A 25,711-nucleotide genomic window follows, 5' to 3' on the forward strand; every position below is an offset into this window, starting at 1 on the left:
CCCGCACCCCCGCCTCCCCTAGCGCCGCAGCAGCACGCGTCGCGTGGCGCGGGCCAGTCGTACCCCCGGCCGTCGCGACCGCGGCCTCGGGCCCGAGCGCTCCAGCCACCACTCCTGCAACTCCGCCCGCACCCGGGCGTCTTCGAGCCGGCCCTCGGCCAGCAGGTACCCGGCGAAGTCCAGGGCGTCGCGCCGGTAGCCGTCGGTCATCGGGTGCCCGTGGCTGTAGCCGAGGAAGGCCCGTCGATAGCCGTTCCCGAGAATCACCGGCAACTCGGGCGCGACCTTCGCCACGACGTCGGCCCGCTTACCGGCGAGCGCCCGCGCCTGCACGCCGAGCCGCACCCGGTCGAACCCCTCCGGCACCGGCGTCCCGGCGACGAGCGCGGACAGCAGCGCGGCCTGCGCGAGGGCCAGCCGCTGACGGGCGGGTTCCGTGACAGCCTCGGCACGCGCCGTCCCCTCCTCCAGCCCCGGCGCCCTTTCCCCGTCCCCCGGTGGCGTGTCGACGGCCGTCCTCGCCGGGTGGGTGGTGCCGACGGGTTGTGTCTTCGGCGGAGGGGACTCGGTACCTGCCCTCTCGGCCGCGCCCGCGCCTCGCGCCCCCTCCAGCGAGACCGCCCTCGGCACCTGGGCCGCCCGCTCCGACGCCCCCTTTTCCAACGCCCCCCGAATCGCCCCCAGCTCCCCCTCCAGCTCCCCCGGTTCCGGAAAGTTCTCGTCGCGTTCCAGCAGAACCCCCGGCGGGTTCACGCGGGAGGCGAGGTCCGTCAGGATGTCGAGGACCGGCTGGGGGACGGCGTGGGCGTGGCTGTCGTGCCAGACACCGTCGCGTTCGAAGCCGCCCGCCACATGGACGTACGCGATGGCCTCCAGCGGAAGTTCGGCGAGGGCCTTGGCGGGGTCCTCGCCGCGGTTGACGTGGTTGGTGTGGAGGTTGGCCACGTCGATGAGCAGACGCACCCCCGTGCGGTCGGCCAGCTCGTACAGGAACTGCCCCTCCGTCATCTCCTCGCCCGGCCAGGAGATGAGGGCCGCGATGTTCTCCACGGCCAGCGGCACGGGCAGCGCGTCCTGCGCGATACGGACGTGCTCGCACAGCACGTCGAGGGCGTCCCGGGTGCGGGGGACCGGCAGGAGGTGCCCCGCCTCCAGGCGCGGCGACGCCGTCAGCGGTCCTCCCGCCCGTACGAACGCGATGTGCTCGGTGACCAGCGGCGCCCCCAGCGCCTCCACCCGCTCGGCGAGCGCGGCCAGCCGCCCGGCGTCGGGCCGCTCCGCACCGCCGAGGCCGAGCGAGACGCCGTGCGGGATCACGGTCACGCCGCGCTCCCGCAGCCGTACCAAAGACTCCGGAAGATGCCCGGGGCAGACGTTCTCGGCGACGGCCTCGACCCAGTCGATGCCCGGCATGCGCTCCACGGCGTCCGCGATTTCCGGACGCCACCCGATCCCCGTACCCAGTCGCTCCATCGTCCCCTCCTCGGCCTCTCCCGTACCCGCTGTCCCGTCTCCTCGGACGTGCCGGATGTGACGGGGGTATGGCCCCTCAGGGCGCGCCCGAACCCCTGGGCCGACACCTTCAGAGCAACATTTGAGGTTGGACGGCCGGGACCCGCGTCCCGCTCCCCGCACCGGGCAAGCGGCCTCTGCAAGGTCGTACGCGCCGCACGCCGACGACGTTCAAATGTCCGGCGACCCAATCCGGGAGCCGGTGAACGACCGTCGGAAGTGAGCCTGACCGTGCAGCCGGTTGAGATCTCCGAGGTTCTGAACCGTCCGCTCCGCCAGGAGCTCCTGGCCCGCGACCTGATCGGCCTGGAGATCGTCGTGTGCACCACGACGAACGCCCCGAAACTGCCGGCCCTGCGCCACAACCCGGCGGTCGCCCTGACGATCGACACCGAGGTGCACCCGCCCAAGATCCTGCTCATCCGCGGCCGGGCCGAGCCGGACGTCGTCGAGGAACTGATACGGCGGCGCGAGGAGCCCGAGTAGGCCTGAACACGGCACGCCCGGCCATCGGTTGGTCGCTCAGGTACCGAGACTCCGGACGGTCTCCGCCACCAGACGCTCGCCCCCGGGGGCGTACCACGACGTGTGCGACGACAGCTTGGCGACCGCCGTGCCCAGCCACTCGGGATCACCGAGCCGGTGCAGCGCCTTCGCCTCGGTGAGCTGGTCGAACAGGGCCTTCAGCACGACGACGTGGCCGCCCGTGTAGCGGCGTTCGTGATGGGTGTACCGCACCTTCCACAGGTCGTAGGGATGGCGCACGATGCCGTACAGGGAGCAGCCGTAGCGGCCCAGGTCGGCGCCGGGTGCGAACCCTCCGGCGAAGCCCGCGAAGGCCGTGGTCTGCCACTTGCGGAAGGCCACTCGCACCCGCAGTTCCAGGAACTGCGACCACGGGACCACGAGCAGCGGCGCCGGCTCGCCGCGCCGGCAGTGTTCCAGGCCCTCGGGGGTCAGCACGACACTCAGGCCCTCCTTGCGCGTCGGGTCCCCGATCACCCACCGGTCCCCGATCGGCTCCAGCGGTCCCAAGTACTGCCCCATGGCTTCTCCCCTCAGCCCTCACGCCGATCAGGTAGCCCTGACGCGCATCCGGCAACCGCTCCAGAACGCCCGCGTCCTACCGCAACGCCGGATGGTCGGCGACCACCGTGCACGACCCGGGTGCGATCTCCGTGAACCCCGCGTCGCGCACCAACGGCAGCCCCCTGGTCGTCAGCTCGGGCCAGCGTCCCGGATCCGCGGTCCGTACGGCGAGCGGGAACCCCGCGTCGCGCCAGGCGGCCTGCTCCTCGTCCGACAGCTCCCACCAGGCGAGTTGCGCCGCGTGCCCGGTCTGCGCCATCGCCTTGCCGGCCGACATGTCGAGGTCGGGGTTCAGCCAGAGCACGGGCGCCGACGGGTCGGCGTCCGCGGGCGGCTCCGGATCGTCGAGGTCGGTGCCGGAGACCTGGAGCTTCGCCAGCTCCTTGGGCCACCCGTCCAAGGGCACGGGCGGGAAGACCCGCACCTCGGCCGACTTGCCGGTGACGGTGATGCCCGGCAGCCCTTCCGCCCGCCGCCACTCGGCGCCGCGGGCCCGCCGCACGACCTTCCGGATCCGGGCGTCCTGCCAGTCCCGCATGGCCTCGGCCCACTCGCCGTCGCCGACGGAGCGCTCGTCGTCGAGGATCACCAGGACGGCGCGGGCGGAGGTTTCGAGGGCGTCGGTGCGAGCGGGTGGAGCGTCCCGCTCGATCCGCACGACGAGAGGCAGGACGAACTGCGGGGCGTCATCGCGAGCACTGGGCTCTGACCGGAAGGGGCTGTCGCCGGTGGACGTCGGATCTTGGCTCACGACAACACCCTAAGGGGCCCGGGACCGTGCCGATTTTGCAGGTCCGCCGGGTGGGCGCGAGCAGCGCCGACTCGGCCGCACGGGCCATGCGACAGGATGTCCTCCATGCAACGTGATCTTCGTCTGGACAACGTGGGCCGCCGCTACGGCCTGCGCGGCCCATGGGTCTTACGCGGCGTCCATCTCACCGTGCCGCCCGGCAACCTCATCCGCGTCGAAGGACCCAACGGCACCGGCAAGTCCACCCTCCTGCGCCTCCTGGCCGGCATCGACGCCCCGACCGAGGGCCGCATCACCGGCCGCCCCCGCACCGCCTACGTCCCCGAACGCTTCCCCACGGCCCTCCCCTTCACCGCTGTCGGCTACCTCACCCATCTCGGCAGGGTGCACGGCCTCTCCCGTGCCGCGGCCACCCGGGCCGCCCTCGAGTGGCTCGACCGCTTCGGTGCCGCCTCGTACGCCCGGATGCCGATGGCGCAGCTGTCGAAGGGCAGCAGCCAGAAGGTCGCCGTCGTACAGGCCCTCCTCGCCGATCCGGAACTGCTCGTCCTGGACGAGGCGTGGACCGGCCTCGACGCCGACGCCCGCGCGGAACTGGAGCGGGCCGTCGCCGAGCGCACCGCGGGCGGCACCGCCGTGGTCTTCGTGGACCACGACCCGAGCCGTCTGGCGGGGGCGCCCGACGCGACGTACACCGTGCGGGACACGGGCCTCGACCTGCGTACGCAAGGGACGCCCTCGCAACCCACCGGCCCGCACGTGATCGTCGTCGTGCAGGGCCCGCGGGGCGGACAGCTCCCCGCCGAAGCGCCCCGCACGGTCATATCCGCCGAGGAACCCACGCCCGGCACCCACCGCCTCACCGTCCCCGCGTCCCATTCGGACGTCCTCCTGCGCGCCCTGCTGACGGCCCGCCCGCCCTGGCATGTGGTGAGCGTGAGACCGGAGACGACCGCCGAAACCGAGAGCCGCCGATGACCGCCCTTCTCAGCTACCAGACCGCCCTGCTGGCCCGTTCACAGCGCTGGCTGCCGCCGTTCATCCTGTACGCCGTGTTCCTCGGGGTCGGTGTGTCGGGCGGTCAGCCGGTGCTCGACTCGCTCGGCTACACGGCCGCGGCCCTGCTGCCCGTCGCCGCCTGGCTGGTGCGGATCTGCGTCACCAACGAGCCGCCCGCCGCCCGCAGTTGTGTGTCCGCGGCGGTCGGGCCGGGGCGGGCGCATCTCGCCGCGCTGCTGGTCGCGCTGACCGCCGCGGCGGTCGTGGGTACGGTCGCGACTGTCGTCGTGACGCTGATCAGCGACCCGGTGAGCGCGGATCACCAGACGCGTGTGCCGCGGCTGCCGGCGGGCGCGGCCGGGCTGCTGGCCACGCTGGCCTGCGCCCTGCTCGGCACGGCCGTCGGCGCCCTCACCACCTGGCCGTTGCTGCGCTCCACCGGGCGCGCGGTCCCCACGATGCTGCTCGCGGCGCTGCTGTCGGTGGTCGTGACCGGCTCCCCGGCGCAGGCGGCGGTCAGCGGCCTGGTCACCGGCTCCCGCTCGGGCACGGTCCCCATGCCCCTGCTGCCGTTGGCCGCGGCGGCCCTGCTCACCGCGGCGGCGATCGCCGTGGCCTGCGCGCTCACGTCCCGCAGATCACCCTGAACAGTCGGGTCAGCCTGAACAGGCGGTGCGCTGCGCTTCCTGCCACTCACAGACCGGGCAGAGCGTGATCCCCTTGTACGACTCCGGGTACTCCGTCGGCTCCCGGCACAGCACGCACTCGGCGTACGGCGGCCCGTCGGCCTTGGGCGGCCTGGTCGCGTCGATCAGGCAGTAGTCGGTCGTGGCCTGTTCCTCGCTCATACGTCCAGCGTACGAGCATCAGGCCCGTCCGCCGGCCGCCCCGATCAGCTCGGACACCTTCACGAACCGAAAGCCCCTGTCGCGCAGCTCGGGTACGACGCTGCGGACCACTCGCTCGGTCGTCGGAGCGGCACTGAGCGTGCAGTGCAGGACGACCACGGACCCCGCCCGCACCCCGTCCAGCACCTCCTGGGCGACGGCCCGGGCGTCCGTCGCGAACGCGTCCCCGCTCACCACGTCCCACTGCACGGCGGTGACCCCGACCGGGCTGAGCGCCTTCAGAGCGCGCCGGTCGTAACAGCCGCCGGGAAACCGGAAGTACGGCATCGCGTCACGGATTCCCACCTTCCGCAACGCCGCGTACGCCCGCTCCACATCCACCCGCATCCGCTCCTCGCCGACCGTCGGCAGTCCGTAGCAGTCCTTGGTGAACGCGTAGTGGCTGTAGGAGTGGTTGGCGACCTCGAACAGCGGGTTCCGCCCGATGGCCCGGGCCTGACTCGGGTACTCCTCGGCCCATCGCCCCGTCATGAACACGGTCGCCGGCACCTTCAGCTCCCGCAGCGCCGCGACCAGTCCCGGATTGTCGAACCGTTCCCCCCGCGCTGCCCGGGGCCCCTGGTCCGCGGTCATGTCGGCGTCGAAGGTGAGCGCGACGGCCTTGTCCCGGCCGCGTGGGCCGTGCTCGAAGACGGGCGTCAGACCGGCGGGGCCGGGGGCGAGGGTCGGCGGCCCGGCCATGGGGGAGACGCGGGCGGTGGCGCTGGGCGCCGGCAGGGGAGCCCGGGTCGCCTCGTGGGGCGCACACGCGGCGAGCGCGCTGAGCGCCGCACCCAGAGCGCAGAGGGTGGTGACGCGGCGTACGGATCTGATCACCGCATGAAGATATGAGTATTAAATGACTTATTCGGTGCGCCGATGGGTGCGTCGAGCCCGTATCACCCGCCCGGCGGGCCCGGTCGTCTCAGTCGGCGCGTGTGCAGGAGCCCGTCGGTGCGGCGGCCGGAGGGCGGCACTGGAGGCTGTAGTCGCCCGCGTCGGTGCTCAGGTAGCGGCCCATGCAGGTGCTCGCCGAGGTCCGGCCGCGCTCGGCGCAGAAGGCCAGGGCGGCACGGCCGTCGGCGAAGGGGCCGGGGGCGTAGATCACCCAGTAGCCGGGGCGCAGGGAGGCGTACTCGTCGCTGCGCAGGACGGCCGCCTCCGGCACCGACTGGCGGACGGTGGCGAGCCGCTTGTCCCGGGCCGCGGTGCCCGCGCTGACCGGTTCGGAGTGGAGCTGGGCGATCCAGCGGCCGTCGGTTGTGGCGGGCGTGGTCGGAGGCGTGGAAGTGGGCGTCTTCGTGGTGGGGCTGGGCGAGGGCGTCGGCTCTTGCTTCGCCGGGGTGGGGCTGGACGTCGTGGCAGGAGGGTTCGTGGTGGCGCGGGTCCTGTCGTCGCCCCCTGTGTCGCCGGGGCGCAGGGCGAGCAGGACGAGAGCCGCCGCGGTGGCGATCGCGAGCCCTGCGGTCGCGGCCACCACGAGGGGCCCCCGGCGCCGGGGCTCGGGCATCCGCTGCGGAACCGTGGGCCGGGGAGTGTCGAGCTGTGTCGGGGTCGCAGGCGCGGGCGGCGCGGCGGCGGTCAGCGTCGGCTGTGCCCAGTACGGAGTCGTACCGGCCTCCACCTGCGCCAGCATCGCGTCCAGCCGGGCGGCGTCCGGCCGCGCCGCCGGGTCCCGGACCAGCAGGGCGTCGAGCACCGGAGTCAGCGAGCCCGAGCGGGTCGGCGGCGGGAGAGGCTCATCGAGTACGGCGGCCAGGGTGGCCAGCGTGGTGGGTCGGCGCAGGGGGCTGACGCCCTCCACGCACACGTACAGCACCACGCCCAGCGACCAGAGGTCGGCGGCGGGGTCGTCGTCGCGGCCCCGGATCCGCTCGGGGGCCATGTACTCGGGCGACCCGACGAGCTCGCCGGTCGCCGTGAGGGCCGTCGTGCCCTGCAGGGCGGCGATGCCGAAGTCGGTGAGGACGGCGTCGCCGTCGGGGCGCAGGAGGATATTGGCGGGCTTGACGTCCCGGTGCTGGATGCCCGCCGCGTGCGCGGCCCGCAGCGCGGCGAGCACCTGGCGGCCGACGCGGGCGGCCTCCACCGGAGTCAACGGGCCGTCGTCCAGGCGCCGCTGCAGCGAGACGCCCGGCACCAGCTCCATCACGATCCAGGGATGCGGGTCGGCGGCCACGATCTGGTGGACCGTGACCACATGGGGATGGCTGAGCCGGGCCAGCGCCCGCGCCTCCCGCAGCACCCGCTCGCGCACCACACCGACCGTGTCCGCGTCCGACCGGACCGCCTTGAGCGCGACCTCGCGGTGCAGCACCGTGTCGCGAGCCCGCCACACGGTGCCCATTCCTCCGCTGCCCAGCCGCTCCACCAGCTCGAAACGGCCGTCGACGACATCCCCCGGTGCGTTCATGCCGCACAGGTTAGAGGACGTTCCGGAGAGGAGACCTCCGCTCGTTCGAGGGACGGGGCGCTACCTGCGCCAGGGGCCCGTCACCGCGAACGTCGTCCCCGGTGTGTAGCAGTTGACGTACATCGTCTCGCCGTCCGGCGCGAAGGTGACGCCGGCGAACTCGCCCCACTCGGGCTCCTGCGGCGTGCCCAGGTTCTGCGCGTTGCGCGCCATGGCGTACACCTCCCCGCGCCGTGTCACGCCGAACACGTGCTGGGCGCCGTTGCCGTCCTCGCTCACCATCAGGCCGCCGCTGGGGGCGAGGCAGATGTTGTCCGGGGACTCGCCGGGGAGCTGGAGGTCGGTGTCCGGACCGAAGACGATCACGAGGGTGAGGCGGCGCTCGGTGGGGTCGTAGCGCCAGATCTGGCCGTAGTGGTCCGCCGCCGAGCCCTCCGCGCTGCGGGCGAAGGAGGAGACGAAGTAGACGCAGCGCCCGCCCCAGTAGCAGCCCTCCAGCTTCTGCGCGTGGGTGATGCCCTTCGGGCCGAAGTCCTGGTGGCGGATGGGAGTTTCGGCAGCGAGCGGGTCCGGTACGTCGACCCACTCGATGTTCTCGAAGGTCGCGCCCGTCTCCTGGATCGAGGAGAGGTCGGGTACGCCCGGGACACGCATCGCCTGGAGCCGGCCGCCCGCGCGCAGGGAGCCGAGGCCGCCGTGCGGGGCGTGCGGCAGGAAGCGGTAGAAGAGACCGAAGGGGCGCTCGAAGGCGTCCTCGGTCTCGTAGACGATGCCGCGCCGAGGGTCCACCGCGATCGCCTCGTGCTGGAAGCGGCCCATCGCGGTCAGCGGGACGGCTCCGGAGCGGTGCGGGTTCGCCGGGTCGACCTCGAAGATGAAGCCGTGGTCCTTGGTGTAGCCGTTGGTGCCGGCCCTGTCCTCGGTCTCCTCGCAGGTCAGCCAGGTGCCCCAAGGGGTGGGCCCGCCTGCGCAGTTGACGGCCGTACCGGCGATGGCGACGCGCTCGGACAGGACGCGGTTGCGGGAGTCCAGGGTCAGGGCCGTACAGCCGCCCTTGCCCTGCGGGTCGTAGGTGAGGCCGGGGACCGTCGGGACGGGTACGGCCGCCGTGTTGCGGTTCTCGTGGTTGCGGACCAGGTGGACGCGGCCGCGGGCGCCGGGCAGAGCTGTCATGCCATCGTGGTTGGAGGGGACCGGGCCCTCGCCGGAGCGGAGTTGGTCGCCCTCGCGGGACAGGACCCGGTAGCGGAATCCTTCCGGCAGGTCGAGCAGGCCCTTGGGGTCGGGGACCAGGGGGCCGTATCCGGTGTGGCCGAGGGTCTGCGCGGCGGCGGTGCCTGCGAAGAGCTCCGACAGGGACCCGGCGAAGGTGATGCCGATACCCAGGGCGCCGGAGCGGGCGAGGACCTGACGTCGTGTTGCGGACATGGTGGGGGAAACCTTCCTGCTGGCGGACAGGAACTTGATCCCGCCGTGTCTATCACCTGGCGCGAGTCGCGTGAACCACGCGCGTAGCGTGTGTCACTTCAGAGGCGGTTGCCCAAAGGGTTCTGCGGGCGGTTCTGCGGGGGGTTCGGCAGGAGGCTCGCCTGGAGGTGGTTCCGCGGATTCCTCGACGGCGATCGGCTCGGCAACGGCCTCCGGCTCAGTGGCCGCTCGGTCCGTGTGGTCCTGCGGTGGCTGTGCGCCCCGCTCCAGGAACCGCAGCAACTCCACCGGGATCGGCAGCACCAGCGTGGAGTTCTTCTCCGCCGCCACCGCCATCACCGTCTGCAGCAGCCGCAGTTGGAGGGCGGAGGGCGCGTCGGCCATCTGGTGCGCGGCCTCGGCCAGCTTCTTGGAGGCCTGGAGTTCGGCGTCGGCGTTGATGACCCGGGCCCGACGCTCCCGGTCGGCCTCGGCCTGGCGGGCCATGGACCGCTTCATGGACTCCGGCAGGGACACGTCCTTGATCTCGACGCGGTCGATCTGCACGCCCCAGCCGATCGCCGGACTGTCGAGCATCAGCTCCAGGCCCTGATTGAGCTTCTCGCGGTTGGACAGCAGGTCGTCCAGATCGCTCTTGCCGATGATCGAGCGCAGCGAGGTCTGCGCCATCTGGGAGACGGCGAAGCGGTAGTCCTCGACGTTGATGATCGCGGCCGCCGCGTCCACGACCTGGAAGTACACGACCGCGTCGACCCGCACGGTCACGTTGTCGCGGGTGATGCCCTCCTGGGCGGGCACGGGCATCGTCACGATCTGCATGTTGACCTTGTGGAGCCGGTCCACGGCCGGGAGGATCATCGTGAACCCCGGCTCGCGTACGGCGCCCCGCAGCCGGCCGAGCCGCAGGATCACCCCGCGCTCGTACTGCTTGACGACCCGCGCGGCAGCCGCGACGTACACCAGCCCCGCCGCAGCGACACCTGCGGCCGCACCCAGCAGTTCCTCGACCATGGCGACCTCCTCGCCGAGAGGTCCGATCCGTACGCTCCTGTAACGGTATGTTCTGTAACGATATGCCCGGTGTCCGGTCCGGGGCCATGGACGGCCCCGGACCGGACACCGGGCCAGGGGTCACACCTCACCGGGGGCATCCGCCACCCGGAGTCGTACGCCGGTCAGGCCACCGTGACCCGCACCGGATCCGTGCCGGCCGCACTGTGGCGCTCGGCCCAGTTCTCCAGGGCCGTACGGCAGGCGTGGTCGAGGTGGTGCAGTCCGGACAGGTCCAGCTCGACCGGGCGGTCCTGCGGCAGGGCCTCCAGGCTGTCGAGGATCTTCGGCAGCCTGAGGAAGGTCGCGTTGCCCGACAGGTACGCCTGGATCGGTCCGGCGCCCTTGTCGATGACCTCCAGCTTCACGTGCGAGGCCTCCCAGGCGGTCTTGGCGACCGACAGGGCCAGACCGATCAGGACGCCCTCGAACATGTTCACCGTGACGATCGACAGGGCGGTGACGACGAGGATCAGCGCCTCGCCCCGGTGACCCCGCCACAGGGAGACGATCCCGCGGAACGGGATCAGCTTGAAGCCCGCGTGGACCAGGATGCCCGCCAGCGCGGGGATCGGGATCAGTGCCAGCGTGGCGGGCAGCAGCGCCGCGAACAGCAGCAGCCATACGCCGTGCATGACACGGGACGCCTTCGTCTTCGCGCCCGCCTGGACGTTGGCGGAGCTGCGCACGATGACCGCGGTCATCGGCAGCGCGCCGAGGGCTCCGCAGACCGCGTTGCCCGCGCCCTGCGCCATCAGCTCCTTGTCGTACTGGGTGCGCGGCCCGTCGTGCAGCCGGTCCACGGCCGCGGCGCTGAACAGCGACTCGGCCGACGCGATGAGCGTGAAGGCGACGATCGTGGCGAGCACGCCGACATTCGCGAGCTCACCGAAGGCCGTCAGGGACGGCGGCTGGATCGAGCCCAGCAGGCCCTTGACCTCGACGGTGGCCACGGGCAGCGAGAACACGGCGGCGACCAGCGTCGCCAGACCGACGGCGGCGAGCGGGCCGGGAATCGTGCGCACCTTGGCCGGCAGCCGCTTCCACAGCACCAGGACGGCGATCGTGCCGGCGCCCAGACCGATCGAGGCCAGTGCCCCGGTGTCACCGAGGGCCTCGGCGAGTGCGCCGGGCAGCCCGGCTATCTTCTCCACGCCGGAGGCGGGCGCCTTGGCGTCCGCGACCGAGTAGAGCTGTCCGGCGATGAGCACAAGGCCGATACCGGCCAGCATGCCCTCGACGACGGAGACCGAGATGGCCCGGAACCAGCGCCCCAGCCGCAGGGCGCCCATGAGGAGCTGGAGCGCCCCGGTGGCGAGCACGAGCACACCGAGGACCGGCAGCCCGAACTCCTGGACGGCCTCGAAGACGAGCACCGTCAGACCGGCGGCGGGTCCGGAGACCTGCAGGCTGCTGCCGCGCATCAGGCCGGTGACGATGCCGCCGACGATGCCGGTGACGAGCCCGAGTTCGGCCGGTACTCCGGAGGCGACGGCCACGCCGACGCACAGCGGCAGCGCGACCAGGAAGACGACCAGCGAGGCGGCGAAGTCCTGCCGCAGGTGAGGGTATTTGGTCATCATGCCGATCACAGAGCCTCGAACGCGTCGGTCTCGGCGCTGTGGGCGCGCACGGCGCCCCTGTGCACCTCGTAGTACCAGGCGTGCAAGGTGAGTTGACGCTCCTTCAGTTTCTTCTCGATGAACGGGTACGAGCGCAGCCGCAGCAGCTGCGTCAGCACATGGGCCTGGACGCCTTCGGCGACCTCCGGGTCCTCGGCGGCACCGGTCGGGCGCGGGGTGGCGTGCGAGAGCCAGTCGCGTACGGCCGGTACGGCATCCAGGTCGTCGCCGCGCACGAGTGCGCCGACGGCACCGCAGTGGGAGTGGCCGCAGACCACGATGTCGCTGACGCCGAGGACTTCCACGGCGTATTCGATGGTGGCCGCCTCGCTGGTGGGGTGCTCGGAGGCGTACGGCGGGACGATGTTGCCCGCGGTACGCAGCTCGAAGAGCTCGCCGGGGCGGGCCCCCGTGATCAGGGCCGGAACGACCCGGGAGTCGGAGCAGGTGATGAACAGGACCTGCGGGGACTGCCCTTCGGCCAGCCTGGCGAACTCCTCAGGGCGCTGTCCGAACATACGGGCGTTGTCGATGAGGGGCTGCATGTGTGGTGACTCCTCCTGGCGCGCCTCAATGGCGCGTCGGGGTTTACATGACAGGGGTGGGGGGACTGTTCTGCTGCTCAGCAGCGGAAGATCTGAAGCCCCGCCGGAGTGTGGGACGTCGAGGATCTCGACATGCGCTGGTGCGCGGCGCCGGCTTCGGCCGGCTGGTGCGCGGACGCGGAGTCCCGGGTGAGCAACGGTCGGTCGGGCGCCTGCGGCCCGGAGTCGGCGAAGCGGAGTTGGTCACGGGTGCGCAGTGGACCGGTCGGGTCCCCGTCACCCGACGGGACGCAGTGGCGTGACGTGAGGGTCTCGTCGCGCAGCGCCTTCCCGGAGAGCTTGATTCCGGGTTGGGCCTTGGCCTCTGCCTGACTCGCTGTGTATGCGTGTGCGAAGGCCGCGCCGGGTGCGAAGAACTGGAGGGCGAGCAGGACGGCGGCGAGGATCGAAATCGGGGTCCGGGCCGTCGTACCTCGGAACATGCGCCCCCCTCCAGTCAGTCCACACCTCATGCACGTGCCAACACTTGGTCAACCGTTGGTCAAGAAACACGTTAACCCGGCAACGTTGTTTGCAGGGTTAACTTAACGTTTCGAGCTGAAGAGAGCCTGAAATGCGAGGGTGACTTGGCTTGAACCACCCCTTGACCAGGGGGAGTTACTGGCTTACCAGGCCCTTGGCGTCGCGGGCCAGCGCGGTGAGTCGCGAGATCGCGCGGAAGTACTTCTTGCGGTAGCCGCCCTTGAGCATGTCCTCGCTGAACAGCTGGTCGAACGGCTGTCCGGAGGCCAGCACCGGGACTTCACGGTCGTAGAGCCGGTCCGCGAGCACGACGAGCCGCAGGGCCGTCGACTGGTCGGGAATCGGCTGGACGTCGGTGAGACACACCGCCTTCAGGCCGTCCGCCAGTGCGCCGTAGCGGCTGGGGTGGACGCGGGCGAGGTGCTCCAGCAGATGCGGGAAGTCGTCGAGCGAGGCGCCCTCGGTGGCGTAGGCCGCCTTTGTCACCTGCTCGTCGGAGTACGGCGCGGGAGCCTCGGGCAGGCCGCGGTGGCGGTAGTCCTCGCCGTCGATGCGCAGCGCGCGGAAGTGGGCCGACAGGCCCTGGATCTCGCGCAGGAAGTCGGCCGCCGCGAAGCGGCCCTCGCCGAGCTTGCCGGGCAGGGTGTTGGAGGTGGCGGCGAGCGCGACGCCCGCGTCGACCAGCTTGCCGAGCAGCGTGGACACGAGGACGGTGTCGCCCGGGTCGTCGAGCTCGAACTCGTCGATGCACAGCAGGCGGTGGCCGGACAGGGTCTGCACCGTCTGCTGGAAGCCGAGGGCGCCGACGAGGTTCGTCAGCTCCACGAAGGTGCCGAAGGCCTTGAGGGACGGTTCGGCCGGGGTGGCATGCCAGAGGGAGGCGAGCAGGTGGGTCTTGCCGACGCCGTAGCCGCCGTCGAGGTAGACGCCGCGGGGGCCCGCCGGGGTCTTCGGCGCCTTGGGCCTGCCGAACCCGAGGAAGCCGCGCTTGGCCTTGCCCGCGCCGCTCGCGTGTGCACCGCCGAGTCCGGTCGCGAAGGTCTCCAGGACGCCGACCGCCTCGGTCTGGCTGGGCTGGTTCGGGTCCGGGATGTACGTGCTGAAGCGGACCGAGTCGAAGCGGGGCGGCGGCACCATCTCGGCGACCAGCCGGTCCGCGGGCACGTGCGGCTCGCGGGCGCACAGGGACAGCGGGCTCGCTTCGGCTATCGGGCTCCGCCCGGAGGCGGCGGTGGAGGACGACACGGGTCACCATGCTAAGCGCCGTGCCACACTCCATGACATGCGACGCCTGTTCCCTGTGACCGATGAGACAGCAGCGAGGGCCTCCGGCGTTTCCGCCGGGGACGACGGGGCTGGGGCCGCCGGAGGTGGGCCGGTGGCCGGGGCACCCGATCGGGGTACCGGGGGTGATCCGGGCGTCGGGTTTCCCGGTGGTGATCTCGTCGATCGTGAGTGGAGCCTGGCCGAGCTCGCCGCCGCGTATGCCTATCCCGAGCCGGGTCCCGACGGGCGGCAGCCCTGGCTGCGGGCCAACATGGTGTCCACGCTGGACGGGGCGGCCCAGCACGACGGGCGTTCGCAGCCGATCTCCACGGCGACCGACATGCGGATCTTCGGCACGCTGCGGGCGCTGGCGGACGTGGTGATCGTCGGCGCTGAAACGGTACGCCTCGAGGGGTACCGTCCGGCTCGCGCGCGTGAAGAGTTCGCCCAGGCGCGTGCGGCGGCCGGGCAGGGACCCGCGCCGTCCGTCGCGGTGGTGAGCGCCGGCCTGGACCTCGACTACGGCCTTCCGCTCTTCACCTCGCCCTTGGTGCCGACCCTCATCCTCACGGGGGCCGCCGCTGCCCCGGACCGGGTCGCGGCCGCGGAGAAGGCGGGCGCGCAGGTGGTGATCGCCGGTGACGGCGTCGGCGTGGACCCCGTACGTGCCGTCCAGGCCCTCGCCGAGCTCGGCCACACCCGCCTGCTGACCGAGGGCGGGCCACGGTTGCTCGGGCAGCTGGTGGCCGCCGGAGTCCTCGACGAGCTCTGTCTGACGGTCTCCCCGATGCTCACCGCGGGAGACGCCCAGCGGATCGCCGGCGGGCCGTCGGTGCCGGTTCCGAAACGGTTCGAGCTGGTGTCGTTGCTCGAGGAGAACGGCTTCCTGTTCAGCCGCTACCGGCGGACGTGAGGTTAGTTCGGCTCGGAAATGGGTTCTATGACTGCCGTGCTCCTGAAAACGGCGGAATCCACCGTTCCGTTTAACGTCCGACGGGCACACTAAAACTCGCAGCCCCGTGCGAGCACGGGGCAGGATGGTTTCCGCAGAAGGGGCGCCCGGTGTTCACAAGCGTTTTGATGATCGAGAAGGCCCTGACGTCCGCCGACGTGGAGTTCGTCACCACCTTGCACGGGGACGAGCAGGTCTCGTTCCATGTGCTGCTCCAGCCGCGGGGTGAGCAGGCCGACAGGTTGTTGCGCGCCATCGACGACATCGCGCTCGGCGAACTGGACGAGGCGGTCCGGGAAGGGAACACGCCGGAGGGTCAGGAGGCGCTGAGCACGGGGGAGCGGGCGCTGGAGGTGTCGCTCACGGCTCTGCGTACGGCCGGGGCCGAGGCCGACGGGCGGCTTCTGGAGGACCATCCGCTGGACGCGCTCAGAGCGGTGGTGGAGGAGGTCGGCGCGGACGAGGTGATCGTGTTGACCGACCCGCACTATGTGGAGGAGTTCTTCCATCGGGACTGGGCGTCCAGGGCTCGGCACAAGGTGGGCGTGCCGGTGCTGAAGCTGTTCTCGCACAGCAAGGCGTAGGGCGGCACGGTTCGCGGCGTCCGGTGCGCGAGGTCCGCGGCCCCACCCCATAGGCTGGGGCCTCACCGTCGTATCGCAATCCTGGGAGAACACGCATGGCACCCGGCATTCCCCACGCCATGGACCGACCGCACTTCATCGGCATCGGCGGGGCCGGGATGTCGGGGATCGCGAAGATTCTCGCGCAGCGTGGGGCCAAGGTGGCCGGCAGTGACGCCAAGGAGTCCGGGACCGCCGAGGCGCTGCGGGCCCTCGGCGTGACCGTGCACATCGGACACGCGCCCGGGCACCTCGCCGACGACGCCAGCTGTGTCGTCGTGTCGTCGGCGATCCGGCAGGACAACCCCGAGCTGGCCCGCGCCGCCGAGCTGGGCGTTCCGGTGGTGCACCGGGCCGACGCGCTCGCCTCGCTGATGGACGGGCTGCGTCCGATCGCCGTCGCCGGTACGCACGGCAAGACGACCACGACGTCGATGCTGGCGGTCTCCCTGAGCGAGCTCGGGCTGCGGCCGTCGTACGCCATCGGCGGTGACCTCGACGCCCCCGGCTCGAACGCCCTGCATGGCGACGGCGACATCTTCGTGGCCGAGGCGGACGAATCGGACCGCAGCTTCCACAAGTACGCGCCCGACGTCGCGATCGTCCTGAACGTCGAGCTCGACCACCACGCGAACTACGCGTCGATGGACGAGATCTACGAGTCCTTCGAGACGTTCGCGGACCGCATCACCGAGGGCGGCACGCTGGTGATCTCGTCCGACCAGGACGGGGCGCGGGAGCTGACCCGGCGGGTCTCGGCGCGGGATGTGCGGGTGGTGACGTACGGCGAGGCGGAGGACGCCGACGTACGGGTGCTGTCCGTGCTGGCGCAGGGGCTGAAGAGCCAGGTCACCGTCGTTCTGGACGGCCAGGAGCTCACCTTCACGGTCTCTGTCCCGGGCCGCCACTACGCGCTCAACGCGGTGGCCGCGCTGACCGCCGGCGCGGCGCTCGGCATCCCGGCCGCCGAGCTGGCCCCGGCGCTGGCGGCCTACACGGGCGTCAAGCGGCGGCTGCAGCTGAAGGGCGAGGCCGCGGGCGTCCAGGTCATCGACTCCTACGCCCACCACCCGACCGAGATGACGGCCGACCTGGAGGCGATGCGCGCGGCCGCCGGGGACGCCCGGATCCTGGTCGTCTACCAGCCCCACCTGTTCTCCCGCACGCAGGAGCTCGGCAAGGAGATGGGCGAGGCCCTCGCCCTCGCGGACTCCTCGCTGGTCCTGGACATCTACCCGGCCCGCGAGGACCCGATCCCCGGTGTCACCAGCGAGCTGATCATCGAGGCGGCCCGGGCGGCGGGCGCCGAGGTGACGCCGGTGCGCGACAAGAGCGCGGTGTCCTCGCTGATCGCGGGAATGTCGAAGCCCGGTGATCTCGTTCTCACCATGGGCGCGGGCGATGTCACGGACCTGGGCCCGGTCATTCTGGACCGCCTGTCGAAGTGAGGGGCAAGGACTCATGTCGTACGACATCGAAAAGCCGGACGAGCAGTGGCGCGCGGAGCTGACCCCGGCCGAGTACGCCGTCCTGCGTGAGGCCGCGACGGAGCCCGCCTTCACCGGTGAGTACACCAACACCAAGAAGACGGGCGTCTACTCCTGCCGGGCCTGCGGGGCCGAACTCTTCACCTCCACCACGAAGTTCGAGTCGCACTGCGGCTGGCCGTCCTTCTACGACCCGAAGGACACCGACGCGGTCGAGCTGATCGCGGACCGCTCGCACGGGATGGTGCGCACCGAGGTGCGGTGCGCCCGGTGCGGGTCGCATCTCGGGCACGTCTTCGAGGGCGAGGGTTACGCCACCCCGACCGATCAGCGGTACTGCATCAACAGCATCTCGCTGCGGCTGACGGCGGACGAGGACTGACGCGGACGAGGACTGACGCGGGAGGGGCGCCGCCCGGGCGGCGCCCCGCTGCGCTGGCACGCCGGATGCCGGTGTTCCTAGACTCGAAGGGGACGTCCGGCCCCGGCGGTCAGTTCGGTGAGTCCGGTACGGAAGGCGGTGGCGCTGCATGCCGTACGTCGCTGTGAGTGCGATCAGCCATCCCGGACTGCTGCGCGAGCGGAACGAGGACAGCCTCGTCATCGGGCCGTGGACGCTGTGCGCCACCGTGACCGAGAGTCCGCAGACCCTGGTCTTCCCGCTCGGCACCCCCCTCGTCGTGGCCGTCGCCGACGGGCTCGGCGGGCATCCGGGCGGCGATGTGGCCAGTGCGCTGGTCGCCCGCCGGATGGCCGAGCTCGGCCCTGCCCTGACCAGCGAGGTCGCCGTCCGGGACGCCCTGAACGCCTGCAACCGGGCCGTGTACCAGGCGGCCGGCGGGGACGAGGGCGGCGATCTGGCGGCCATGGGGACGACGATCGCCGGCGTCGTCGTGCAGCCCGACTCGCTGCTGGTGTTCAACGTGGGCGACAGCCAGGTCTACGCGGCCGACGGCGACGGGCTGCGCCAGGTGAGCGTCGACGACAGTCCTCCCCACCCGGCCGGGCGCAGCACCTCACTGGTCACCCAGTGCCTGGGCGGCTCGCCCACCTACCGGGCCGTCCATCCCCATGTCACTGCCGTGCCCCTGTCCCCCGGCGAGCGCTACCTCATCTGCTCGGACGGCCTCACGGACCCGGTGCCCACCGACGTATTGGACGAGGTGCTGCGCGAGCACGACGACGGGCGGGCGGCGTTCGAGCTGTGGAAGGCCGCCATCGAGGCGGGCGGGCCCGACAACATCACGGTCGCGGTGGTGCGGGTGGGGAAGGAGTAGGTCGGCGCGCCGCGTGGGAGTCCCGGTTGCCAAGTGCCGGTTGCCCGTTGTCAGTCCGAGGCCAGGGGATCGCGGTGGTCCGCCTCGTCCAGCTTCCAGTAGCCCTTGGCGTAGGCGTGCTGGCGGTCCAGGCCGAGGTTCTCCATGAGGTGGCGGCGGATCTCCCGTACGGCTCCGGACTCGCCGGCCGCCCACGCGGCGACGCCCTGCTGCGGAACGGCGGCCTTGAGTACGGCGTCCCGCAGGGCCTCGCCCTTGAACTGGCCGGCCTCCCGGTGGACCCATATGACGTCCAGGTCGGCCCGCAGGGGCACCGGGATCTCGGCCTCGGGGCCGGTCACCTCCAGATAGATGGCGCCGCGGGTGCCGGGGGGCAGGTTCTCGGCGATGGTGAGCACCGCGGGTTGGGCGCTCTCGTCACCCGCGAGGAGGTAGAAGTCGGCGCCCGGGACGGGACGGAAGGACCCCTTGGGGCCACCGAACGAGACCTCCTGGCCGGGGAGCACGGCCTCGGCCCAGCGCGCGGCGGGGCCCTTTCCGTGCAGGACGACGTCGACGTCCATCCGTGGCTCCGACGGGGACTGATGGCGGACGGTGTAGGCCCGGCCGACCGTCCGGCCGTCGAGCGGGTCGGTGATGAACAGCTTCACCCACTGCGTCGGTTCGTCGCACCGGAAGGCAGACATCCCGGGCCCTCCCAGGGTGATGCGTGTCATCCGCGGAGCGATCGGGGTGACCGCCTCCACCGTGGCGGTGTAACGGGTTCGGCGTGCGCGGAACATGCGGGGACAGCCTTTCAGAGGGTGGGGCCGGCGGCCGGCGCCCCGTCGGGCGGGGTGCCCTGCCGGCAGGTCAGGACGGTGGCGGCCAGACGCTCGGCGAACAGCGGGTCCGTCGGCCGGCCCGTCATGAAGGCCCGGTGGAAGACGGGACCGGCCAGCAGGTCGAGGAGCCGGTCGGCCTCCTGCCGGGGCAGGGCGCCGGGCGCGTCGCAGGCCAGGGCGTTCCGGAGCCGTGCGCGGGCGTGGCCGCGTCGGCGTTCCAGCACTTGGTTCCGGAGCGTGGACGCGGTCGTTGCGTCCTGGAGGGCGTGGCCGATCAGCACGAACAGGACGCGGCCCGTGTCGGACCGTGTGAAGACCCGGTTCAGATGCGTCACATGCCCCGTCAGGACTTCCTGCGCGGATTCCGTCCCGGGCGGCCGGGACGTGACGTCGTCCGGCAGGTCCTCCTCCAGGACGTCCAGCAGGATGTCGATCTTCGATCTCCACCAGCGGTAGATCGTCTGCTTGGAGACGCCCGCCCGCTCGGCGATCGAACCGACCGTCACGGCCTGGAACCCGCTGTCGACCAGCAGGTCGTCGGCGGCTCGCAGGACGGCGACGCGGGCGGCCTCACTGCGCCTCGGACCGTTCCTGGTGCGGCGTGGTGCGTCTATGGCGGCTCTCCTCGATCGTCGATCGGTGCGAGCTAGACTAGACGCAACGGTGCGTGTAGTCAAAGTCGAAGTGGTGGAGGGGCCCGCTTCTCCCCGGGCGGGGGAGGCGCAGGGAGAAGCGGGAGTCTGGCTGCGGCGCCGGTCCTCAGCTCCGCACGGACACCGCGTCCTGTGCGGCGTCGGCCGGCTGTTCGCAGGTGAACAGCAGCCGCGTGCGCATTCGGTACACCGTCGCGCCCTCCTGGTTGTCCGCCTCGACGAGGAAGCGGATCGTGCCCGTGCCCGGACGCCTGGGATGCGGTGCGGCCTCCTCCACGGTGGCCCGGCCGCGCAGTTCGTCGCCGGGGCGTACCGGACCGAGGAACCTGACCTCGTCCATGCCGTAGGACCCCTGGCAGGCGGAGTCCGCGAGCAGGGTGCGCACGAACTGCCCCATGATCACGGCACCGGTGTGCCAGCCGCTGGCCACCAGGCCACCGAAGGCGGAGCGCCGGGCCGCCTCCGGGTCCAGGTGGAACGGCATGGGGTCCCAGGTGCGCGCGTAGCCGATGATGTCCTCGCTGGTCAGCCGCGTGGCCCCCAACTCGTGGGTGGCGCCTGCGGGGAAGTGCTCGAAGTACCGCACAGTGACTGTCCTCCGGATCGGAACTCGGTGGGCCGGGACGTGCCCGACGGGCGGGCGGAGACGGGTTCCTGGTGGGGGTGGCTCAGCCGGCGCTTCTCGGCGCTGTGCCACTCGGCGATCCGGAAGGCCAGGTCCATCGACTGCGCCCGGTTCAGCCGGGGATCGCAGGCCGTCTCGTACCGCAGGTGCAGATCGTCGGAGAGGACCTCCCGGCTGCCGCCCAGGCACTCGGTGACGTCCTCGCCCGTCAGCTCCACATGGACGCCGCCGGGATGGGTGCCCAGCGCCCGGTGCACCTCCAGGAAGCCGGTGACCTCGTCCAGGACGTCGTCGAAGCGCCGCGTCTTGTGGCCGCTGGGTGCGGTGCAGGTGTTGCCGTGCATGGGGTCGCACGCCCAGACCACCCGGGCGCCCTGCGCGCGTACCGCCTCGACCAGCGCGGGCAACCGGTCGCGCACCAGGCCGCGTCCCATCCGGGCGACCAGCGTCAGCCGGCCGGGCGTGCGCTGTGGATCGAGCCGGTCCAGCAGCCGCAGTACGTCGTCGACGGCGGCGTCCGGACCGAGCTTGACGCCGAGGGGATTGTGGACACCGGCGGCGAACGCCACGTGCGCGCCGTCGAGTTGGCGGGTGCGCTCGCCGATCCAGAGCATGTGCCCGGACAGGGCGTAGCGCCGCCCGGTGTCTGGGTCCGTGCGCACGAGGGCCGACTCGTAGTCGAGCAGCAGGGCCTCGTGGCTGGCGAACACCTCCGTGGTGCGCAGCGTCGAGGTGCTCATCCCGCAGGCCCGGATGAAGGCGAGCGCGGCGTCGATCTCGTCCGCCAGCCTCTCGTACCGACGTCCCGCGCCGGACAGGGCGACGAAGTCGCGGTTCCACTCGTGCACCCGGTCGAGGTCCGCGTGCCCTCCGGCGGTCAGTGCGCGCAGCAGGTTCAGCGTCGCCGCGGACGCGTGGTAGACGCGCCGCAGCCGGTCCGGATCGGGGGTGCGGGCCTCGGCGGTGAACTCCAGCCCGTTGACCGCGTCGCCCCGGTACGAGGGCAGGGTCTCGCCGTCGCGCGTCTCGGTGGGCCGGGAACGGGGCTTGGCGTACTGGCCGGCGATACGGCCGACCTTGACCACGGGCACCCCGGCCGCGTACGTCAGCACGGCGGCCATCTGGAGCAGGACTTCCAGCTTGCCGCGCACGGACTCGGCGCTCACCGAGTCCAGCGTCTCCGCGCAGTCGCCGCCCTGGAGCAGGAAGGCCCTGCCGAGGGCCACTTCGCCGAGCCGGTCGAGCAGCGCGTCGCATTCACGCGCGAACACCAGGGGCGGTGCGCAGGAAAGGGACGCGAGGGTGGCGTGCAGCGCGGCGGGGTCGGGCCAGTCGGGCTGCTGGGCGGCGGGGAGGGCGCGCCATGCCTCGGGTACCGCCCCGGGATTCGCCGACGCATTCGCTCCGGGAATGAGTGCGGGACCGGCCGCAGAATTCGCTGCGGCATCGGGTACCGGATTCGGCACGGCGTTCTGCACCGGATTCGATACGTCATTCGGTACCGCGTTCGGCATGGGCTTCGTTTCTGTTTTCGCTGCGGGGTTCTCTATGGCTTTCACGGATTTCACGGCGACAACCTCAACGCCTTCCGCTGACGACGGCACGGTGGGGGCAGGTGGTGGGCGCAGCCTGTCATGCGCGAAGTACCGGCGGGCAGTGCGTCGTTGTGGCTAGAAGGGCGGATCTACTACCCGAGTACTAGCCCCAGTGGCCGACTGTCGGCGCAGGTCGCGCTCCTGGAGCATTTCGGCAGGCGCAAAAGTCCGCTCGAAAGGTGATCCCGCATGAGCAACACCGTGAACCCGTCCGGATCCGTCTCCCGCCCACAGACCGGGGACGAGTATCTGGAGAGCCTCCGCGACGGCCGCGAGGTGCGGATCTACGGCGAGCGGGTGGCGGACGTCACCAGCCACCCGGGCTTCCGCAACAACTCCCGGATGGTGGCCCGGCTGTACGACGCGCTGCACGACCCCGAGCGCAACAGCGAGCTGGTCGTCCCCACCGACACCGGCAACGGCGGTTTCACGCACCCCTACTTCAAGGCCCCGTACACCACCGGTGATCTGCGCGCCTCCGCGCGGGCCATGACGGAGTGGGCCCGTATGACGTACGGCTGGCTCGGCCGCACCCCGGACTTCAAGGCCGCGTTCCTGTCCACGCTGGGATCGAACCGGGAGCACTACGCGCCGTTCGAGGACAACGCCGCCACCTGGTACCGCAAGGCCCAGGAGAACGTGCTGTTCATCGGCCACGGGATCGTCAACCCGCCGATCGACCGCAACCGGGGGCTCACCGAGCTCAAGGACGTCATGCTGACCGTCGACCGGGAGACCGACGCCGGCCTCGTCGTGTCCGGCGCCAAGGTCGTCGGCACCGGAGCCGCGCTCACCCAGCACATCTTCATCGGCAGCTACGGCGTCATACCGAAGGGCGCGAAGGAATTCTCCGCGTACTTCATCGTGCCGACGAACAGCCCCGGGCTGAAGGTCATCTCGCGGCCGTCGTACGAATTCTCGGCGGCCACCGTCAGCAGCCCCTTCGACCAGCCGCTGAGCAGCCGCCTGGACGAGAACGACGGCATTCTCGTCTTCGACCAGGTGCTGATTCCCTGGGAGAACGTCTTCTGCTACGACGTCGACAAGGCGAACAACTTCTTCTACGGCTCCGGATTCTTCTACCGGGCCATGTTCCACGCCTGCGTCCGCTTCGCCGTGAAGATGGACTTCCTCACCGGCCTGCTGGCCAAGTGCCTGGAGACGACGGGCACGTCCGAGTTCCGCGGAGTGCAGAGCCGGCTGGGTGAGGTGCTCGCCTATCGCAACATGTTCTGGGCGCTGGTGGACTCCATGGCCGAGAACCCGACCAAATGGCCCGACGGCACCGTCACCCCCAACGGCGAGACCGCGCTGGCGTTCCGCGTCCTGTCCTCCTCGATCTTCCCCAAGGTCCGCGAGATCTTCCTGCGGGACCTCGGCAGCGCCCTGATCTACAACAACTCCCACGCTGCCGACTGGTCCAACCCCGAGGTCCGGCCCTACCTCGACAAGTACGTCCGCGGCCTCGGCGTGGAGGCGGTCGACCGTGTCAAGCTGATGAAGCTGGCGTGGGACGCGGTCGGCACCGAGTTCGGTGCCCGCTGGGAGCTGTACGAGATGAACTACGCCGGCAACCACGAGCAGATCCGCTTCGAGGCACTGCACGCCCAGCAGGCGTCGGGGAAGTTCGAGGACTACAAGCGACTCGTCGACCGGTGCCTGTCGGAGTACGACGAGCACGGCTGGACCGTTCCCGACCTGATCAACCCCAAGGACACGACCGTGATCGGCGGCGGGACCCCCACCGAGGCCGGGCGGTGAGCAGCCGCGCCCTGCCGGACGCCACGCAACTGCGCAGTGTGCTCGGGCAGTTCGTGACCGGCGTGTGCGCGGTGTCCACCCGCTTCGACACCCCGTCCGGGGTCCGGCACGACGCCATCGCGGTGAACTCGTTCACCTCGGTGTCCCTCGATCCGCCCCTGGTGTCCATGTACCTGCGCGACGACTCCACGTTCCTGGAGCGGGTGCGCACGTCGGGACAGTGGGCCGTGTCGTTCCTCGGCAACCGGGCGCGGTCCCTGGTCGGTGTCCTGACCACACCCGCGGCCCGGCGCCCCGCCGTGGAGGACGCCGCGGACTGGACCGTCGGACCGCACACCGGCTGCCTGGTCCTGCCGGACGGGCCAGGAACGCTCGAATGCGCCCTGCACCTCACCCAACCCCTCGGTGACCACGTGCTCGTCGTAGGGCGGGTGCTCGGCGCCGTCGGCCGCGACCACGAGCCCCTGGTCTTCCACCGGGGCACCTTCACGGGGATCTCGCCGGCCCGGTGACCGTGTGCGGCCCCCGCGCACAGCGGTGTGCGGCACGGCCGCACACCGAACAGCCCGCACACAGAACAGGAGGAGGCGCCATGGCGCCCAAACGCCCGCACGTGGCCGTCGTCGGCGGTGGCATCGGCGGCCTGGCCGTCGCCATCGGACTACGGCGCCAGGGCATCGAGGTCGTCGTCCACGAGCAGGCCGGTGAACTGGCCCCCCACCGGGGCGCCGGCATCGCCATCGGCGCCAACGGCCACCGCGCCCTGAGGGACCTCGGTGTCGCGGGACGTCTGAGAGCGGCGGCCGTGGAGCCGGTGCGTGCCGACTTCCGGCACTGGCGCACCGGGCGGTCGATGGTGACGCACACCCTGACCGGCATGTACGAGGAGAGGTTCAAGGCGCCGTTCTGGACCGTCGAACGGGCGGCTGTGCAGCAGGCCCTGCTCGCCGAGCTGGGAGCGGACCGTGTCCAGCTCGGCGCGCGCTGCACCGAGGTGGCGCAGACCGGCGCCGGCGCCGTCCTCCGCTTCGCCGACGGCACCGAGAGCGAGGCCGACGCGGTCGTCGGCGCCGACGGCATCCACTCCGCCGTACGCGACAGCGTCTTCGGGCCGGACGAGGCCGTGTTCTCCGGCACCAGCGGATACCGCGCCCTCGTCCCGATGGACCGGCTCGGGCACATCCCCGAACTCGCCGAGCGGGTGCTGTGGCTGTGGCTCGGACCCGGCCGGCACTTCATCGCCTACCCGGTGGCCGACGGCGCGGCGCTGAACTTCCTCGCCGTCGTCCCCGACACCGAGTGGACGATCGAGTCCTGGTCCACCGAGGGCGACGGCGCCGACCTGCTTGCCGCCTTCGACGGCTGGCACCCGTTCGTCACCGAGATCCTTGCCGCGTGCGAACGGCCCGGCCGCTGGGCGCTGTACGACCGCGAACCCCGACGTACGTGGAGCGCGGGCCGGGTCACCCTGCTCGGCGACGCGGCCCACGCGATGCTGCCCCATCACGGCCAGGGCGCGAACCAGTCGCTGGAGGACGCGGTGGTGCTCGCGCACCTCCTCGGCCGCGCCGGCGCCGACGAGGTCGCGACGGCCCTGCGGTCGTACGAGCAACTGCGCCGGCCGCGCACCCGGCTGCTGCAGGCGGGCTCCCGCAAGAACGCCACCTGCTTCCAACTGCCCGACGGCGCCGAGGCCCGGGCCCGCAACGAGCGGCTCACGCGGCTGCCCGACGACCTCGCCTGGATCCACGGCCACGACGCACTCAGCCCGCTGCGCTCGGCGCCGACGCCGGTGTGAGCGACTCCGACGACCATCGACGAACGGTGAGA

Annotated in this window: 27 protein-coding genes; 11 read left to right on the forward strand and 16 right to left on the reverse strand. The window is 71.7% G+C overall.

Going from position 1 to position 25,711, the window contains the following annotated elements; translation table 11 throughout:
- Nucleotides 1–18: 18 nt before the first annotated feature.
- Entirely contained in the window at nucleotides 19–1,473 is a 1,455-nt protein-coding gene (locus ACZ7M7_RS22705; RefSeq protein ID WP_472119680.1) for an MbnB/TglH/ChrH family RiPP precursor modification enzyme, read from the reverse strand.
- Between the two features lie 270 nt (nucleotides 1,474–1,743).
- On the opposite strand from ACZ7M7_RS22705, the gene ACZ7M7_RS22710 reads away from it, so the two are divergent.
- Entirely contained in the window at nucleotides 1,744–1,998 is a 255-nt protein-coding gene (locus tag ACZ7M7_RS22710) for a pyridoxamine 5'-phosphate oxidase family protein (protein ID WP_472119683.1), read from the forward strand.
- A gap of 36 nt (nucleotides 1,999–2,034) precedes the next feature.
- Here the strand turns inward: ACZ7M7_RS22710 and ACZ7M7_RS22715 are convergent, their stop codons facing one another.
- Together ACZ7M7_RS22715 and ACZ7M7_RS22720 are read right to left on the reverse strand one after the other, a co-directional pair.
- Complete coding sequence (locus ACZ7M7_RS22715) at nucleotides 2,035–2,559, reverse strand: hypothetical protein (protein ID WP_383604345.1); 525 nt, start codon at nucleotides 2,557–2,559, stop codon at nucleotides 2,035–2,037.
- Between the two features lie 76 nt (nucleotides 2,560–2,635).
- Nucleotides 2,636–3,352 (reverse strand): aminoacyl-tRNA hydrolase, encoded by a 717-nt coding sequence (locus ACZ7M7_RS22720; RefSeq protein ID WP_472119686.1) that lies wholly within the window; start codon nucleotides 3,350–3,352, stop codon nucleotides 2,636–2,638.
- Nucleotides 3,353–3,457: 105 nt separating this feature from the next.
- Here ACZ7M7_RS22720 and ACZ7M7_RS22725 point away from each other — a divergent pair, with 105 nt between their 5' ends.
- On the forward strand, nucleotides 3,458–4,330 hold the full coding sequence (locus ACZ7M7_RS22725) for an ABC transporter ATP-binding protein (protein WP_451172303.1): 873 nt from the start codon (nucleotides 3,458–3,460) through the stop codon (nucleotides 4,328–4,330).
- Nucleotides 4,327–4,998, forward strand: a complete 672-nt coding sequence (locus ACZ7M7_RS22730) for an ABC transporter (protein WP_383604336.1) — start codon at nucleotides 4,327–4,329, stop codon at nucleotides 4,996–4,998. Before ACZ7M7_RS22725 ends, ACZ7M7_RS22730 begins: the two co-directional genes overlap by 4 nt.
- Before the next feature lie 9 nt (nucleotides 4,999–5,007).
- Here the strand turns inward: ACZ7M7_RS22730 and ACZ7M7_RS22735 are convergent, their stop codons facing one another.
- From ACZ7M7_RS22735 to zapE, 9 genes are all read right to left on the reverse strand, one after another.
- Nucleotides 5,008–5,199 carry a hypothetical protein gene (locus ACZ7M7_RS22735; RefSeq protein WP_328422081.1) on the reverse strand — a complete coding sequence of 64 codons (192 nt, stop codon included), beginning with the start codon at nucleotides 5,197–5,199 and terminating at the stop codon, nucleotides 5,008–5,010.
- A gap of 18 nt (nucleotides 5,200–5,217) precedes the next feature.
- Nucleotides 5,218–6,075, reverse strand: coding sequence for a polysaccharide deacetylase family protein (locus tag ACZ7M7_RS22740; protein ID WP_472119691.1), 858 nt, complete (start codon nucleotides 6,073–6,075; stop codon nucleotides 5,218–5,220).
- A gap of 88 nt (nucleotides 6,076–6,163) precedes the next feature.
- Complete coding sequence (locus ACZ7M7_RS22745) at nucleotides 6,164–7,651, reverse strand: serine/threonine-protein kinase (protein WP_472119693.1); 1,488 nt, start codon at nucleotides 7,649–7,651, stop codon at nucleotides 6,164–6,166.
- Nucleotides 7,652–7,711: 60 nt separating this feature from the next.
- Entirely contained in the window at nucleotides 7,712–9,079 is a 1,368-nt protein-coding gene (locus tag ACZ7M7_RS22750; protein WP_383604326.1) for a PhoX family protein, read from the reverse strand.
- Nucleotides 9,080–9,172: 93 nt separating this feature from the next.
- Nucleotides 9,173–10,090, reverse strand: coding sequence for a slipin family protein (locus tag ACZ7M7_RS22755; RefSeq protein ID WP_472119698.1), 918 nt, complete (start codon nucleotides 10,088–10,090; stop codon nucleotides 9,173–9,175).
- Between the two features lie 164 nt (nucleotides 10,091–10,254).
- Nucleotides 10,255–11,712: a SulP family inorganic anion transporter gene (locus ACZ7M7_RS22760; protein ID WP_472119701.1), complete on the reverse strand. Its 1,458-nt coding sequence runs from the start codon at nucleotides 11,710–11,712 to the stop codon at nucleotides 10,255–10,257.
- Between the two features lie 5 nt (nucleotides 11,713–11,717).
- The gene (locus ACZ7M7_RS22765; RefSeq protein ID WP_383604319.1) at nucleotides 11,718–12,296 is read right to left on the reverse strand and encodes a carbonic anhydrase; all 579 of its coding nucleotides are present in this window, start codon (nucleotides 12,294–12,296) and stop codon (nucleotides 11,718–11,720) included.
- 77 nt (nucleotides 12,297–12,373) lie between these two features.
- Nucleotides 12,374–12,778, reverse strand: coding sequence for a hypothetical protein (locus ACZ7M7_RS22770; protein ID WP_472119706.1), 405 nt, complete (start codon nucleotides 12,776–12,778; stop codon nucleotides 12,374–12,376).
- A 175-nt stretch (nucleotides 12,779–12,953) separates the two neighbouring features.
- Nucleotides 12,954–14,063 carry a cell division protein ZapE gene (zapE, locus tag ACZ7M7_RS22775; protein ID WP_383604314.1) on the reverse strand — a complete coding sequence of 370 codons (1,110 nt, stop codon included), beginning with the start codon at nucleotides 14,061–14,063 and terminating at the stop codon, nucleotides 12,954–12,956.
- Between the two features lie 37 nt (nucleotides 14,064–14,100).
- Between zapE and ACZ7M7_RS22780 the strand changes: the two genes are divergently transcribed.
- From ACZ7M7_RS22780 to ACZ7M7_RS22800, 5 genes are all read left to right on the forward strand, one after another.
- Nucleotides 14,101–14,997: a pyrimidine reductase family protein gene (locus ACZ7M7_RS22780; protein ID WP_472119709.1), complete on the forward strand. Its 897-nt coding sequence runs from the start codon at nucleotides 14,101–14,103 to the stop codon at nucleotides 14,995–14,997.
- 149 nt (nucleotides 14,998–15,146) lie between these two features.
- A complete protein-coding gene (locus ACZ7M7_RS22785; RefSeq protein WP_383604307.1) occupies nucleotides 15,147–15,620 on the forward strand; it encodes an indole-3-glycerol phosphate synthase in 474 nt (157 codons plus the stop codon).
- 95 nt (nucleotides 15,621–15,715) lie between these two features.
- Complete coding sequence (gene murC, locus ACZ7M7_RS22790; protein ID WP_472119712.1) at nucleotides 15,716–17,107, forward strand: UDP-N-acetylmuramate--L-alanine ligase; 1,392 nt, start codon at nucleotides 15,716–15,718, stop codon at nucleotides 17,105–17,107.
- A gap of 13 nt (nucleotides 17,108–17,120) precedes the next feature.
- Nucleotides 17,121–17,528 (forward strand): peptide-methionine (R)-S-oxide reductase MsrB, encoded by a 408-nt coding sequence (gene msrB / locus ACZ7M7_RS22795; RefSeq protein WP_383604301.1) that lies wholly within the window; start codon nucleotides 17,121–17,123, stop codon nucleotides 17,526–17,528.
- A 148-nt stretch (nucleotides 17,529–17,676) separates the two neighbouring features.
- Nucleotides 17,677–18,423, forward strand: a complete 747-nt coding sequence (locus ACZ7M7_RS22800; RefSeq protein WP_472119716.1) for a PP2C family protein-serine/threonine phosphatase — start codon at nucleotides 17,677–17,679, stop codon at nucleotides 18,421–18,423.
- A 50-nt stretch (nucleotides 18,424–18,473) separates the two neighbouring features.
- Here the strand turns inward: ACZ7M7_RS22800 and ACZ7M7_RS22805 are convergent, their stop codons facing one another.
- From ACZ7M7_RS22805 to ACZ7M7_RS22820, 4 genes are all read right to left on the reverse strand, one after another.
- Nucleotides 18,474–19,205, reverse strand: coding sequence for a siderophore-interacting protein (locus tag ACZ7M7_RS22805; protein ID WP_472119719.1), 732 nt, complete (start codon nucleotides 19,203–19,205; stop codon nucleotides 18,474–18,476).
- Between the two features lie 14 nt (nucleotides 19,206–19,219).
- On the reverse strand, nucleotides 19,220–19,861 hold the full coding sequence (locus ACZ7M7_RS22810) for a TetR/AcrR family transcriptional regulator (protein ID WP_472120247.1): 642 nt from the start codon (nucleotides 19,859–19,861) through the stop codon (nucleotides 19,220–19,222).
- Nucleotides 19,862–20,006: 145 nt separating this feature from the next.
- Nucleotides 20,007–20,486, reverse strand: coding sequence for a MaoC/PaaZ C-terminal domain-containing protein (locus tag ACZ7M7_RS22815; protein WP_472119722.1), 480 nt, complete (start codon nucleotides 20,484–20,486; stop codon nucleotides 20,007–20,009).
- Nucleotides 20,426–22,039: a class II 3-deoxy-7-phosphoheptulonate synthase gene (locus ACZ7M7_RS22820; protein WP_472119725.1), complete on the reverse strand. Its 1,614-nt coding sequence runs from the start codon at nucleotides 22,037–22,039 to the stop codon at nucleotides 20,426–20,428. The genes ACZ7M7_RS22815 and ACZ7M7_RS22820 overlap by 61 nt, the downstream gene beginning before the upstream one ends.
- Nucleotides 22,040–22,309: 270 nt before the next feature.
- On the opposite strand from ACZ7M7_RS22820, the gene ACZ7M7_RS22825 reads away from it, so the two are divergent.
- From ACZ7M7_RS22825 to ACZ7M7_RS22835, 3 genes are all read left to right on the forward strand, one after another.
- The gene (locus tag ACZ7M7_RS22825; RefSeq protein WP_451172273.1) at nucleotides 22,310–23,881 is read left to right on the forward strand and encodes a 4-hydroxyphenylacetate 3-hydroxylase N-terminal domain-containing protein; all 1,572 of its coding nucleotides are present in this window, start codon (nucleotides 22,310–22,312) and stop codon (nucleotides 23,879–23,881) included.
- On the forward strand, nucleotides 23,878–24,393 hold the full coding sequence (locus ACZ7M7_RS22830; RefSeq protein ID WP_383623143.1) for a flavin reductase family protein: 516 nt from the start codon (nucleotides 23,878–23,880) through the stop codon (nucleotides 24,391–24,393). The genes ACZ7M7_RS22825 and ACZ7M7_RS22830 overlap by 4 nt, the downstream gene beginning before the upstream one ends.
- 80 nt (nucleotides 24,394–24,473) lie before the next feature.
- Nucleotides 24,474–25,679 carry an FAD-dependent monooxygenase gene (locus ACZ7M7_RS22835; protein WP_472119729.1) on the forward strand — a complete coding sequence of 402 codons (1,206 nt, stop codon included), beginning with the start codon at nucleotides 24,474–24,476 and terminating at the stop codon, nucleotides 25,677–25,679.
- The last annotated feature ends 32 nt before the right edge of the window (nucleotides 25,680–25,711 follow it).

This window comes from Streptomyces sp. NPDC111606 (genome assembly GCF_055656945.1).